Consider the following 14738-nt stretch of genomic DNA (forward strand, 5'->3'; position numbering starts at 1 on the left):
CGCGGCGACGCGGGTTTTTTTTGCCTGCGATATTTATGTACCACCCGACACGGGTGGCCGCCCGATACCTTCTCCCGATTCCGCGCTGCGCAATCAGCAGCGGCGCGCTCTCAGTCAGGAGACGACCATGTCCGAAACCGTTGCCCCGAGTGCAGAAGAGCTACTGACCCAACTGGTCACCGGCCCCTCGATCAGAGAAGTCGCAGCGGCCGCGCTGAGTCCTGCGCTCAACGCGCTGTATCCGCAGTTGAGGATTGACCCGACACTCGCCACGGTCGTCACCCCGACCTGGGTCGATACCGGCACCGAGGTAGTGCCCGGCCCTAACGTGTTTGAATCGCTCACCGATGTGTTGGTACGACTCGGTTTGTCAGGATCGACGGTGACGCTCATTGATGGAGAACACTTCCTGACCCTGCAACCGGGCGCGGAACCGCAGGCTCAACTGCCGGTGAAAATCGATGCCATCGGCAGCCTGCTCAATGCGCTCGCACCGCAGTTGTTTATCGCCTATCAGCAACAGCAGCTTGATTACTGGAACCAGGAGACAAGCCCTTCGACGCCGCGCTGGCATTCGCTCGCGAAATCGCTGCAGGACATCTGGAGCCCCGATCCCGCCTTGGACTGGGATGCGGATGAAAAAGCCATGGCCCAGGCCATCTTCGATCATCCGGATCGCGCAACTCGGACACAGGACAAGTACCTGACCAAGGCCTGCCTGATCGACACCGATCGGCTTGAGAACGCCGTCAGCGAACACCTGCGCGTTCTGGATATCGCCGTGTTCGTGGGCACATCGGGCACGCGCACCTTGGTGCTGACGCACTCGATAGCCGAAGGGTTCAAGCGTTACGACTCGGTTGCCGCGCTGGGTGAAGCCGTGTTCAAACACCCTGGAACGTCAAGCCTTGAGCAGACCCTGCAATGGCGTCTGTATGAGCCCGAGGGCAACTTTTTTCACCACCAGGCCTGCGCGCTGATTGCGCTCGAGGTCGAAGCCATCGGTGCATTCGGTGCGGTCCAGCGCACGTCTGCCACACCTCTTTCGCCACAAATCAGTGCGGCGGCAAAAAGCTTCACTGAATTTGAAGCCCTGCCGTCGTCACGCTTCAACAGGGTTCAGGGGTTGCTGACCGACTGGCTGAAAAACGCTTCGTCGGCGGACCTCTCCCGCTACAGCCGACACTTGATGGACCTGGCACAGCTGCGGGAACAGGACGCTGGAAAAACCTTCGACGAGGACATCGCGTCACTGCCGGCGTTTGCGCTGCAGACCCTGCGAGAGCAGATGATCAAGGATCATCCCGCAGCAGCGGACCTGGACCTGCAAGACATTGAAATCAGCATCACCAGCGTCGTGGTGCTCGGCGCTGTCGTGATACCCGGCAAGACGCAGACCACCACGCTGTCGCTGATCGAGCTGGCGCTGCAAAACCTGATTGCCGTTCCGCTGGGAAACAAGACGGTGAACTGCAAAAACGGCGACGCAGTGCCCATCTGGATGACCCCTGCCTATCTTGAAAAGCTCGTCACACAGGTCAATATCGGTGGGGTTTACCCGGCGCTGATCAAGCGCAAGTTGCTTGACGACCCGGCAGAAACGTTACGACGACAGACGCTCTACACCCGCCATCTGCGTATCCAGCTGCCCTTGCAGGCGCTGCAACAGAAGATGCGCGGCGAGGCGGGTATTGATGAACGTGGTTACCAGTACGTTAACGCCGTCATGCTGGAAAACGCTGCCGACCGCAGGGTAAACGGGCAGGAGATTGTCATTCGACCGCTGGCCTTTATGACCGGTGATCGCGCCGGCAGCCAAAGCGATGAAGTCGCCAACATGTTCCTCATCGGCCCCAGGCTCACCGATCAAGGGCCGTGCCTGCTCTACCGACCATTGCTCACCCCCTCGTTGATGCAATACCCGAGCGAGGCCAATCTGCTGTATGCCATCAAACACGAAAAATCACTTCGCCAATCGATCCTGGCCTGGCTGTCCGACGATGTTCGGTTCAACTATTCCCAGTATGTGTTCTCGGGTGAGTTGCCTTCGGTCTGGACGTTGACCCAATTGCTGGTCGATCCCACGTCAGCCCTGGGCAAGATGGGCACGGTGACGCTCAGTGCAGCAGCCCTTGATGACACGCCGCTGGCCGCCCTGTTCAAGGCCAACGCCAACGCCATGATTACCTTGGCGGACCAACAATCGGTGTCCAATGCGCAAGCCCGCTGGGCAACACTCAAGCAAGGCACATGGATGCTGTTCAATGTCGCGCTGCCCTTTCTTGGTCGCACCGCCGGGGTGGCTGCGTGGATCTGGCAGATCATGGACGACTTGCAGGACATTACCGAGGCCGCTGAGAACGATGACAGCTCACTCGCCTGGTCCGCCCTGACCGATCTGCTGTTGACCCTCGGCATGGTGCTGGCTCATCGCGCCGCCACTCGCAACAAGCCCGTCTCGCGGTTGCCCGAGAAGGTCGAGCCGCCACGCGTCATACCCGAAAGCAAGCCAGCGCACACCATCACGGTGAGTCATCTGCCCGACCTCAATCAGCCTCCACCCTCCCATGAGGTAGCGATGCACGCCATCGCCACGCTGCCGCCTTCATCCCTGGGCGTCTTGCTTGATGAACTGGCCGTCGCCGAACCCAAAGGGATGGCCGCCGCCTCCAGCGAGCCCGGCCTTCGCCAACACCTCGGTTCGCTCAAGGGAAAATGGTATGCGAAGGTTGGCCAGCGATGGTTCGAGGTCACCCTCAACGACAATGACGATGTGCAGATCATTGATTCACGCCGGTCTCCCGCACGCACGGGGCCGTTGCTGATCAAGAACGCCAGGGGTGAATGGTTTATCGATACGCGGCTGAGGCTCAAGGCCGGAGGCAAGGAGAAACAACGGCTGGAGCAACAAAACCGGCAACGCCAGGCTGAACTGAAACAGCAAATGATCGCGTTCGAAAGCCAGACCCAAAGCCGCGAAACAGAGCTCAAGGAAGCTCAAAAAAACGCCCAGGCGACGACCGCCACCGACACCCATCGCCGCGTGTACCTTGAAATGCTCGACGCGCAGATGTCACTCCTCAGCACCAACATGGAACAGATGAAAGCCTTCAATGCTCGCGAGGCGATTCCCAATTACCGAAAAGCAATGATCAGTCGCCTGGATTTCCAGCTGTCGCTGCTGCAAAGATGGTTCGTTCAACAGCAGTCGGTTTTCGGCAATCAAATGCGCTTTTCCCTCGATCTTCTCGACAACCCGTCAACGGAAAATACACAGACCACCCGGCAAATCCATCAACTCACCGGCGAGTTGACCGCCAGCTACATCAATAAAATCGAGTCGGCACAGGCGTGCTTCGAGCAACTGAACCTGCTCGGCAAAGAAGCCATCGAAGTGATCCGCGACGTTAAAGCCAACATGCCGTCGTTCGATTTAAAGGACCTCAAACTTTTTCAGATCACACTCGGCCAGGAGTTGTGCCTCGACAACAGCGTTGAGCCCGCACCTGAAGCGCGCCAGGCACTGGAGAGCGTTGTCGAAAATGCAGGCCTTGCGATTCAGGCCTCACTGGACCTGATCGCTGACGAAGAAGTGCTGCACTTGCCGGATCGGATCGACGGGCTCAGCGATCTGGTGGAGCAACTGACGATCACCGACCAGCGCATCGTCGATCTGCCCACGGAGTTTCCCGGTCAGTTCCTGCAACCACCCCTCGACGTGATGCGCCAACGTCTCGACGGTTTTCAACAGCGCACCGTGAAACACCTGGCGAGCTTGCTGCGGGAGCGCAAGGCACTCGAGCCGCTACCCGGCCCTTCCCGTCCACCGACCGCGCCCGCCAAGCGAATCATCAAGACCCGCTACAAAGGTACTGTGGTGGGTCAGCCTCGTGCCGACTCCATGACACACGGTTCAGAACTGATCGACGTGACCTCGGCGTTGACCGGTAAAGTCATCTCGACTTTTCATGAGAAAACCCCGGGGGTCTGGGTTGAAAGAGTGGCCCCGCCACCGGTTTCCGCCGTCGTTCTCCAACCCGACTTGAGTGCAAGCACCGCTCAAGGGCAGGCGTTGCTGGAAGGATTGGAAGCGTTCATCCGTCGAACGCAAGCCCATTCAAAAGGGATGCGTCGAATCCCCGTGGAAATCGAGGAGATGTTTCATCAGCAGGCTCACCGGCTGCAGGACGCCGCCAGCGCAATCGACGCAGCGTTGGTCGCGACCAATGCCACCGAGGGCGGTCCGGGATCCGTCGTCGTTTTGGTCAAGCAGCTAAACGACGCGGCGACCAAGCTGTATAACCAGGGACGCGTCACGCGAATCAGCATGACCAAACTACAGCCGCCGACAGCGGAGCGCGTCCGCTGGCTGCAAAGCGAAGGTCAGGTCGACATCGTCAAGAATCCAGGCCGACGCTTGCTCAAAAGCCGTAAACGAGACTATCTCGAGGAATATGAGGTCCGCGATCACAGCAACCAAAGTGTTCTGTGGTATGCCCACTTCCACTATGCGGAGCCCGCTTCACCTGCACAAACCTTCACCGCGGCACACCTGAAAACCGTGCAACAACGACTGCTGGGTGGCGCATCCGAGTCCCGCCACGCCAACGACGACCTCCAGGCGATCTCGATCTACCGCAGCGAGATCAGCCCGCAACTGGCGACGTCCCTGTTCTTCGCAAAAGTACCGGCCTCGGCCTCAGGGTCATAAACCGTGCTGAACCCGAGACCTGCATTCGCGGGTCTTTTTTTACCCGCGATATCTATCTACCACCTCCAGTGGCCGACGCCTGATTACCGTCGATGCACCAAGAGGCTTTCCCGGCCTCGTCATTGCCCCCAGGTATCCGCCATGAGCAACAACACCCCGCCGCCCCAGAATGACTCGACACCCTTGCTGGACACCTGCGACCTGGTGAGCCTGACCAGCCACGGCCCGACGCTCAGCGAAGTGGCGTCGCAGCTGCTGCACCAGGCGTTGAAAAAACTCTCGCCAGACTTGCAGATCGACCCGGATAACGCCTTCGTCGGCACCCCTCGATGGCTCATCGTGGACAACCACATCGAGGCGGGCCAGACCGGGTTCGAATCTCTGACCGTGGCACTGATGCGCCAGGGCCTGTATGGAACGACGGCCAACTACCTCGAAGGCGAACATTTCCTCACCCTTGAGCCGGGCAGCAAAAACCCGGTTCATCTCGCGGTCTGCATCGAGGACATTGCAAAGATACTCAACGACTCGGCATCGATCCTGTTCATTGAGGCTCAAGCTCGGCAACTGGCGTTCTGGAATGCCAAGGGGCATGCGATCCCCCGCTGGCATGAGCTGTCCGACACGCTGCGAAAGGCGTTGAACGTGCAGAAGGTCACAGGCTGGGACGCCGCTGAATGTGCGATGGCGCGTGAAGTGTTCAGCGCCCCGGACAAAACCACCCGTAAAAATGTAAATCGCGAGTTTTCCGCCATTCAGGCGTGCCTGCTCGATATCGACACCGTCGAGAATGACATCACCCAACATCTGTTGATTGGCGGTGCGCTGGTGCTCAAGGCCACATTTCGCACGCGCCCATTGCTGGTGATGTACACCATCGAGCGCGGGTACGAGTCGTTCGGTTCGATGGAAGAGCTGGGCGACTCCCTTCCCCCACGCCTGGCAGAACAGCCCTTCGGACGCGATCTGTCCTGGCGGCTTTATGAGCCGGAAGGCAACATCTTCGATCACATGGCGTGGGCGCTGGTCTCGTCACAATTGGATGCCATCAGCTCATTGCAGTTTATTGAAGCCCCGGCAGATGAGGCCGAACCCGAAACCGGACTAGACCCCGACGAAAAAGCGCGATTCCTGCAACTGAACAACGCAATTCCCGATTGGCTGCGCAACGCCGCCTATCAGGACATTCAAGACTACGGCCGCTACATCAGCGCACTGGGCAAGTTGTACCGTCAACCGGACAGTCAATTGGCCAACACCGAGATCCCGTCCGTCACCGACTATGCCCAGCGGCGGATGCGTGAAGCGATCATTGCGGACCCTTGGGCGGTCGGCGCCGCGAACCTTGCGCTGGACGATCTGCGGATCAACATCATCCACAGTTTTACCGCCGACAATTTCACCCTCCCCAACCCCCTCGACCAACGCATTGAAACGCTGGCCGACTTCGCTCTGGAGAACCAGGCGCCCTACATGGCGACCGTATTTTTCAAGGGCGGGGAAACCGTTCCGGATTGGCTGACCGTTGAATTTCTCACCGCCGTGTCAGCGCGAGTGGACGTCGGCAAGGCTTACCCCGAACTGATTAAACCCAAGTTGCTGGAGGACCCGATCGCCTCTCGCCGTCAGGAAAACTTCTATCGCGATCAATTGCGTTTTTTGCTGCCACTGCAGGCATTAGAAGCCAGATTCAAGCCTGAAACCGGTGTGGACGAACGCGGATACCGATACATCTGCGAGCTGCTCGATCCCGATGTCAGCCCCAAAACGGTAGCCCTCTACCCGCTGACCATGACCCCGCAACATCGCTTGATCAGCAGCAGCGATACCGTCGACAACATGTTCATCATCAGTCCTCGAGACGCGCACAGCGGGCCATGCCTGCTTTACCGGCCGATGCTCGATGAGCCCCTTATTCAATACCCCTCAAGACAAAACCTGTTGTATGCGCTGCACCAGCCCGGCGACCTCAGGGACACGGTGCTGGCCTGGTTGCCCGACGAAAACCTGAGTGTTGAATATGCCCATTCTGTTTTTCCCACCGGCCTGCCCTCTCCATGGCTGATCGCGGAACAAATCGTCAATCCCTTGCAGCACGCAGACAAGTTCGGACGCGTGGTTTTCGAAAGCGTCGAGATCACCGGCGACATTCTGTCTGCGCTGTTCAAAAGCAACGCGTGGATGCTGGTCGACCTCGCCGACCGTCAGTCGCGATCCAATGCCGAGCGGCGCTGGAGTGTGTTGAGGGACAGTGGCTGGGCGCTGTTCAACGTCGCCTCGAATGTCCTCAGCGGCGCGGTCGGCACAGCCGTCTGGGTCTGGCAAACCATCAATCAGATCCAACAGGCACTCGATGCTCATGAGCAGGATGACCGCTTCATCGAATGGACATCGGTGTCGGACATTCTGCTGGCAATCGGCATTATCCTCAGCCACCACGCCGTGATGCGACGCAGAAGGCTTTCGAGCAAGCCCCGGATCGAACAGGTGCCGAAACGAAAATCGCCACAATCCCAAGAGGCGGTGGCCGTCACGCTCAATCCCGTTCCGCTGGCACCGGACCTTCCACCCACTCACCTTTCCTTCCTGGAGATGGCCGGCTCGGTTCCACGCCGAACACCGACCGCTCTGGGCGCTTACCTGGACTCGCTCAAAGTCGCGGCTCCGGATATTGCCAGCGCCAACGTGACGAAGGTTAAAGAAGCCCCTCCGCATTTTTACCAACATAACTTCCGAAACTACGCACAGGTGGGTGATCGGTGGTTTTACGTCGACGTCAAAGGCGACGATGAAATCCATATCGTTTACCCGGATCAGCCTGAGCGAAACGGTCCGATGCTCAGGGATGACGGCCACGGGCAATGGGTGCTCGACCTGCGTCTGCGGTTGCGAGGCGGGGCCGGAAATGCGGTCAGCCGCCATCAGGAAGCGGCTGACGAACAGCGCAAAGACACGTTGAGGGAGATCCTGAGCGCCTTCAAAAGCCAGGAAAAAACCAAGGAAACCGAGCTGAAAACGTTACATGACAGCATCGCGCAGGCCAACGCTGGAAACTACGATCAGCGGACGGCGGTGTACATTGAAAAACTGGATAAAACGATCGACGAATATCGCCAGGCGCTCGAACAACTACGCGAATGGCGCACCCTCGGCGGGACGGAAAACTACCAGGAAGACTTGCTTCGCATGAGCGTGGTGCTGGAGAAGAATCTGTCTTTGTGGTTTGTCCTGAAACGATCCGAATACAGTCAGGCCACCCGTGTCCTGACCCAAGGCAACGAAAACGAACCCGTTGCCTGGCAATTGCTCGTCGACAATGTGCAGAAGGCATCGGACATCGGTGAGGAGCTGATTGAAAAGCTGACTCTGTTTTCGTCGACACTTGAGGACATGCATGTAGCCGGACGCCCTGGCATTGAGCGCGCCATGCAAATCAGAAAACTGGCGCCTGCCTTTACTGTGCTGGATATCAAGGCCAATGAGATCGGCATGTCGCAGGAACTGTGCCTCAATGAACAGGCCAGCCCCCTGATGCAGCAGGCTCGAGACGCTGTGGGGCATATTGCAGTGAGCGCCGCGAAGGCTGCGATTCAAATGGCGGACCTGATGAAAAGTGAAGGCGCGGTTTCCGATGTGCAGGCGCATGTCGAGGCATTGAACAGCCTGGTCGAGACCTTTGCCGACGCTGACCAGCGCATTCAGGAGTTGCCGGGCACCTACCCTGACCTGGTCAAGCAATCCAGGCTCGATCATGTGCAATCGCTTATCGACGAGTTCGCGCAGCTCGCACAAAGCCGGTTACAGGCGGTGCTGCCAGAACCGGAACCCTTGCCCGTGCAGGCTGCGGTAGAACGAAGTCATGCGGTTTCTTCCCGACAACTGATCAAGGTACGCAAGACCCGACCGCGTGATCCCGACAAAACCGAACCGGAAAAAACCACGGAAGATCCGATCAGGTCGTTTACCCCCGCCGTTTATCAGCAACCCGCTCCAGTGCTGGATGATGCTGGAAAAGTCGAGGCCGGCATCGAGCTGAACCTGGACACGGCCAAATTCATCGAACGCACCCGCAAGGACGCGTTGCGCCCGAGACGCATGCCGGCCGATCTTCAGGATGTGTTCGAGCAACAGGCCTTGAAACTGGAGCAAGCGGCCAGCAGCGTCGATCAAGCTGTGATCAAGAGCAGGAAAGACCACACATTCTCTTTTCCGGTTGCCACGCTGAGCCGCGAGTTACGTGATGGGGCCAGTCGTCTGCGCAAAGAAGGTGTCAGCGTTCGCGCCGATCTTTACACCCGGCGCAAACCGACCCAGAGCACGTTCAAATGGATGCATGAAAACGGCCAGCTCGACCTCGGCCGCGACAGACGAGGGCGTATCCAGACCCGAGGGCTCGGCGATTATTTCCAGGAGTACCGGATTGTCGACAAGACCCGCAATCAGCCGTTGTGGGTTGCACATTTCCATTACGAGACGCTGTCGAGTCCGGCCAATGCGCCCACCGCGGCCCATCTGAAAATTTCAGATGACTACCTGAAAACACTGCCGCTGGACCAGCAACAAGCGTTGACCACCTTCGAACCCATTGATGGGGTGTTCAGAAAGTTAGAGGATCCTGCGCTGCGAAAACTCTTCCTGGACCTGGAGCCCCAGGCAAACACTGCAGCAGCCACCTAAGGACGCCAGACCTTTTCCAGTCGCCCGAGCGCGGCGCTGATGGCCACCTCGGGCACCGCCGCGAAACCCAGGACCAGCCCCGCGCGCTGGTCCATAGGTGTTGTCGAATCCGGCAACCAATAACCGCTCAGGGCATTGATCTCGACGTCGACACTCGCCGCCTGCTCCACCAGCTCGCGCTCGCGGGCCTGTGAGTCGACCGCCACGGTCAGATGCAGCCCTGCCGCGACACTCGGCAGGCTGCCGACGCCGGGAATATTCCGCGGCCAACCGGCCAGCAAGGTATTGCGCCGGCTCAGGGCCGCGCGACGCATGCGGCGGATATGCCGCTGGAAATGCCCGGCAGCCATGAACTCGGCCATGACCGCTTGGGTACTGACCTCGGAGTGCCGGACGTCCACCGCTCGCCGTTGCGAAAACGCCTGCACCAGCGTTGGCGGCAACACCAGGTAGCCCAGGCGCAGCGCCGGGAAGGCAACTTTGCCAAACGTCCCGACGTACAAAACCCGGCCCTGCCGATCGAGTGCGGCCAACGGGGCCAGTGGCGCGCCGCTGTAGCGGTATTCGCCATCGTAGTCGTCCTCGACGATCCAGCCTTGGGTACGTTCGGCCCAGGCCAGTAACTCAAGACGTCGCGCCAGGCTCATTACCACCCCGGTGGGGTATTGATGCGACGGCGTGACATACGCCAGTCGACAATCGCTGAGGCCATTCAATTCGTGGCAGTCGATGCCCTCACTGTCCACCGCCACGCCATGCAATCGCGCACCGGCCACGGCGAAGGCATGACCTGCCGCCCGATACCCCGGATTCTCGATCGCCACCCCATCGCCCGGTTCCACCAGCAGCTGTGCACAAAGGCTAATCCCCTGCTGCGCGCCGCTGGTGATCACTATTTGTTCAGCCGAACACTGCATTCCTCGCGAACTGCGCAAATACGCGGCGATCATGCCGCGCAAACGCTCGTCCCCCGCCGGATCGCCATAACACAGTTGCTGTAAATCCGGTTTACGCCAGAAAGCGGCATTCAGCTTGGCCCAGACCTCGAAAGGAAACAGATCGAACGCCGGAACACCCACCCGAAAAGCCCGCGGCGGACCGCTCGGCGGCAGGGCCAAATGGTTCTTTTCTACGCGCCCCAACGCGCCACTGTGGATAACTTTACTGGATGAAATCACAGGTAAATCCAGCCAATTTGTGGATAAGGCTGTGGGTAACCCTGTTGACAACCCTGTGGATACTTTTGTGGATAATTTTTTCCCGGATGCCGCGGTTTGAGGCAATTGCGCGACGTAAGTCCCGTCACCCACCCGCCCCTCAATAAACCCCTCGGCATAGAGCTGGTCGTAGGCCCGCACCACACTGTTGCGGGAAATTGCCAACGCCGCCGCCAGATCCCGGGTGGCCGGCAATCGCGTGCCACTGGCCAGTCGTCCGTCGAGCACCCGCAGGCGCAAGGCCTGATAGAGCTGGCGACTCAGACCTTGGCGACGGTCGAGTTCGATACCCGCGGGGTTGAAGGACAACGAAAGCGACGTCTCGCTCATGACAATGGACCTATGAAATTGGTCATTAATGGCTCTTACAACAGACCAATAGCCTGCCTAGGATGGATGCATTCGCCAAGGAATATTTCCATGTACAACCCCAGCGGCTTTGCCATCAAAGATTTGCATGAACTGCAGCAGCAGATAATCGACACGCGTCTCGCCATGGTGGTCACCCACGGCGAGCAAGGTTTGCAAGCCAGTCATCTGCCGCTGTTATTCAATCCTGAGCAGGGCCCGAATGGCACCCTCTACGGCCACTTCGCCCGGGGCAATCCTCAGTGGAAGGAACTGCAGAACGGCGCCGAAGCCCTGGTGATTTTTGCCGGTGCCGACGCTTATGTCAGCCCGGGGTTTTACCCGAGCAAAGCCGAGCACGGCAAAGTCGTGCCGACCTGGAACTACGTCGCCGTGCACGCTTACGGAACCGCGGACGTGTTCACCGAGGCCGATCGCCTGCTCAACCTGGTGAGTGCGCTGACCGATCGTCACGAAGCAAGTCGCCAGCAGTCGTGGAAAGTCACCGACGCGCCCGCCGACTACATCGACGGCATGCTCAAAGCCATCGTCGGGTTTGCCCTGCCGATCCAGCGCCTGGAAGGCAAGCGCAAGCTCAGTCAGAACCGCAGCGCTGCAGACATCGCCGGTGTGCGCGAGGGGCTCGCCGCCAGCCCTGATGTGCATGACCAGGCCCTCGCCCACTTGATGCGTTAAGGAATGATCATGAGTCAGATTGAAATTCGCCCGGTCAGCGCAGACGATCACGCCGCCTGGCTGCCGCTGTGGCAAGCCTACCTGCGCTTCTACAACACCGAATTGCCCGAGGCGGTCACGGACAGCACCTGGCAGCGCATGCTCGACCCGAATGAACCGACTCACTCGGCGTTGGCCTGGGTCGATGGCAAGGCGGTCGGCATGGTGAACTTCATCTACCATCGCTCGAACTGGAGTATCGAAAACTCCTGCTACCTTCAAGACTTGTTGGTAACGCCGCAAACCCGGGGCACCGGCATCGGCCGCAAGCTCATCGAATTTGTGTACGCCACCGCCAAAGCGGATGGTTGCTGCAAGGTCCACTGGCTGACCCACGAAACCAACGCCACCGCGATCCAGCTCTACGAGCGCATCGCCGAACGCCCCGGTTTCATCCAGTTTCGCAAAGCCCTTTAAGGTTCAAGGAGAACACTATGTCGACTTCACTCGCAGACTGGAAAGGCGCCCCGGCGCCGTCGGTTCAAACCATCGAAGGGCGTTTCATCCGCCTGGAAAAACTCGACCCGTCGCGTCACGCCGAGGGTTTATGGAAAGCCCTGCAAGGCCCGGGATCAGACCCGAAGCTCTGGGACTATCTGCCTTACGGTCCTTTCCCGGAGCGCAGCGCTTTCAATGATTGGCTGAACAACCATGCGGCCAACAGCGACCCGTATTTCTTCAGCGTGATCGACCGTGCCAGCGGTGATGTACAGGGCCTCCTGAGTCTGATGTCGATCGTCCCGGCCCAAGGTCGCATCGAAATCGGCCACGTCACCTTCGGCGCGCCGATGCAGCGTTCGCCGAAAAGCACCGAGGCCGTTTACTTGCTGGCCAAGGAATCCTTTGCACTGGGCTACCGGCGCCTGGAGTGGAAATGCAATAACGGCAACGCCCGCTCCAAGTACGCGGCCGAGCGGCTGGGGTTCAGCTTTGAAGGCGTGTTCCGTCAGCACATGGTGGTCAAGGGACAGAACCGGGATACGGCGTGGTATTCGATTCTGGATTCAGAATGGCCGGCGATTGGCGCGGGGTTTGAGCAGTGGCTATCCGATGAAAACCAGACGGAGTCCGGGCAGGTGAAAACACTGGTCGAGTGCCGCGGGTAGCTTTCAGAGTCTGGACGTACGGCTTCGCGGGCGAGCCGGATCGCCCGCGAAGTTTTTGATGTTCATTAACGCCTCGCTAAATCCCGCCTCCAGCCCAGCGAACCTGAAGTATCACAACCGTCCTCAATCAACATTGGCGAAATGCAGGCGCATTTATGAATAAATGCCCATACCCGCAACTTCAGTCCGTTGCTACACCCATTAAGCAAAAGCGGAGCTTGAGTTTTCTTAGTTCAAGTCTCGCCGAATCCGCACTACACCCATCTTCAGTCCAAACGGCTTGAACACGGCATTCAGCGATTTCAACGTTTGATTCCCTTCCCCATGCTCGATATGTACCAGCGTGCGCACCGAAATTTTGCACATTTTTGCGAATTGGGTCTGGTGCAGCCCTGTGGCCTCTACTCGTAATCGACGAACTGCCTCGCCTATCTCAAGAGTGCCTTGAGCCAGCCCTTCCTGGATACTTTCAATGAGTACAGTACGCTCGGCCACGGTCATGCTCATTTCAGGTCCCACTCTTTCAAACGCTGCTCCAGATTTTTCAAGGCAATTCGCGGGTGATTCATTGTTGCGTCGGGCAAGCCACTGGCGGTCAAAATGTCGGGGAGTGCTGCCAGATGTTTGGCATCCTCGCGCAATCGTTCGAAAGAATTCGACGCGTCACTCACCGCAGCTAATGGATCATTAGGATCGGCAATGTCAGCCAATGCTCGACATACGCCACGCCAATCAACGTCACCCGCTCTCTCCAGCTCTTTTGGCCATTTGGTAGTGCGTGTCACACCTTCGTCGTCCATCACCATAGGCGCCAGATCATAGATCGGTGCTAAACGAAACGAAGCTGTGTCCCGAAGGATTGCGGTGTTGCGGCCATGGTTATCTGAGTTGCCGAGGATTTTATTGATCAGATCCCGACGCAGGTAGTCAGCAACAAGATTCGGGATTTGGTCCGTCTGCCCCGCTTCACGCCAGAGTCTCGCAAGTAGCCGGATAACCTCCATGTGGTCCATTGCGCTACCGGGCGTGGTTATTTGCGCCAAAGAATAGATCGACTCCACGGCAAAACGCTCGACCCCCTGAGGGGTTACTTGTCGGTCAAAACGCTGCATCCACAAACTAGGTTTGGTCGCCTCTTCCAACGCCAAGCCCTGTTCTGCCACCGTCTCGATGTCTAGTTTCTGTAGTGCTTTGTAGTAGTGGTATTCGCTTCTGAGGATATCTTGATCGTTCCTGTTTCCTTTGTTGCGAGAGAACTTCACGAACCAGTGCTGGGTAACGTCTGCGTCGTCCAATACTGCGTCCGGGTATAAATTTCCATCCTTACCCTGAACTAACAAAAGTTTGGGCGCCTCGCCACCCGCCCCCGTTGCTCCACCAATAGGGGCGCCTTGCTCATAGGCATATTCGAGAAACCGGTTATCACGACTAATGACCTCTTGGCGTTTAAACCCTATAGCCTCACGCTGATCTACCGCCTCGACGGATTCCTTTATGCGCATATTGCCAATCGGTGCCGGAGTGCTTCTGGCCACTAAATAAAGATCAGTACTGATATCAGCAGGCTTGTCGCGACCTATGCGCGCCAGAAGAAATCTCTTGGCTGCACCGGAAGGTGCAATATCGTGCAGAAATGCTGGTGCACTGGATCGCTTGCCCTCCCATTCAAGGGGAAACCTGGCACTCACCGCCTTGGCAAATGGAGCTCCGATGTCCTCAATATTTTCGATGAGATAAGGTGTTGCGTAGCCGAAGTTACATCGACTTTCGAATCCTTTTTCAGGGCTGTCGAAGCTCAAGACCATGGCGTCGTGCCATTTCCCTGTAATGAAAATCTGTAAAGTCAGGTCGTACATGCCATCAGCACCTGCATAAATGCATTTCTTGAGGATTTCTTAAGCCTTGAGTGCACTATAGTGCGTTTGTGAAGCCCCAGGTCTACGC

General features: G+C 58.2%; 8 protein-coding genes. 5 read left to right on the forward strand and 3 right to left on the reverse strand.

What is annotated here, in order from left to right; all coding sequences use genetic code 11:
• The first annotated feature begins 127 nt into the window (after positions 1 to 127).
• Entirely contained in the window at positions 128 to 4711 is a 4584-nt protein-coding gene (locus FBY01_RS05910; RefSeq protein ID WP_145306506.1) for a dermonecrotic toxin domain-containing protein, read from the forward strand.
• A 141-nt stretch (positions 4712 to 4852) separates the two neighbouring features.
• Positions 4853 to 9388 (forward strand): dermonecrotic toxin domain-containing protein, encoded by a 4536-nt coding sequence (locus FBY01_RS05915; protein ID WP_145306504.1) that lies wholly within the window; start codon positions 4853 to 4855, stop codon positions 9386 to 9388.
• Here FBY01_RS05915 and FBY01_RS05920 read toward each other — a convergent pair.
• Positions 9385 to 10935 carry a PLP-dependent aminotransferase family protein gene (locus tag FBY01_RS05920; protein ID WP_145306502.1) on the reverse strand — a complete coding sequence of 517 codons (1551 nt, stop codon included), beginning with the start codon at positions 10933 to 10935 and terminating at the stop codon, positions 9385 to 9387. The genes FBY01_RS05915 and FBY01_RS05920 overlap by 4 nt on opposite strands.
• A gap of 90 nt (positions 10936 to 11025) precedes the next feature.
• Here FBY01_RS05920 and FBY01_RS05925 point away from each other — a divergent pair, with 90 nt between their 5' ends.
• The 3 genes from FBY01_RS05925 to FBY01_RS05935 are packed head-to-tail and all read left to right on the forward strand — an operon-like array spanning position 11026 to position 12794.
• The gene (locus FBY01_RS05925) at positions 11026 to 11649 is read left to right on the forward strand and encodes an FMN-binding negative transcriptional regulator (RefSeq protein WP_102594424.1); all 624 of its coding nucleotides are present in this window, start codon (positions 11026 to 11028) and stop codon (positions 11647 to 11649) included.
• A 9-nt stretch (positions 11650 to 11658) separates the two neighbouring features.
• Positions 11659 to 12105: a GNAT family N-acetyltransferase gene (locus FBY01_RS05930; protein WP_083375434.1), complete on the forward strand. Its 447-nt coding sequence runs from the start codon at positions 11659 to 11661 to the stop codon at positions 12103 to 12105.
• 17 nt (positions 12106 to 12122) lie between these two features.
• Positions 12123 to 12794 carry a GNAT family N-acetyltransferase gene (locus FBY01_RS05935; RefSeq protein WP_083375433.1) on the forward strand — a complete coding sequence of 224 codons (672 nt, stop codon included), beginning with the start codon at positions 12123 to 12125 and terminating at the stop codon, positions 12792 to 12794.
• A gap of 228 nt (positions 12795 to 13022) precedes the next feature.
• Here the strand turns inward: FBY01_RS05935 and FBY01_RS05940 are convergent, their stop codons facing one another.
• On the reverse strand, positions 13023 to 13301 hold the full coding sequence (locus FBY01_RS05940) for a helix-turn-helix domain-containing protein (protein WP_083375432.1): 279 nt from the start codon (positions 13299 to 13301) through the stop codon (positions 13023 to 13025).
• Entirely contained in the window at positions 13298 to 14650 is a 1353-nt protein-coding gene (locus FBY01_RS05945; protein ID WP_145306500.1) for a HipA domain-containing protein, read from the reverse strand. The genes FBY01_RS05940 and FBY01_RS05945 overlap by 4 nt, the downstream gene beginning before the upstream one ends.
• Between the last annotated feature and the right edge of the window lie 88 nt (positions 14651 to 14738).

It is taken from the genome of Pseudomonas sp. SJZ077 (assembly GCF_007993905.1).
In the GTDB taxonomy this organism is placed as follows: domain Bacteria; phylum Pseudomonadota; class Gammaproteobacteria; order Pseudomonadales; family Pseudomonadaceae; genus Aquipseudomonas; species Aquipseudomonas mandelii.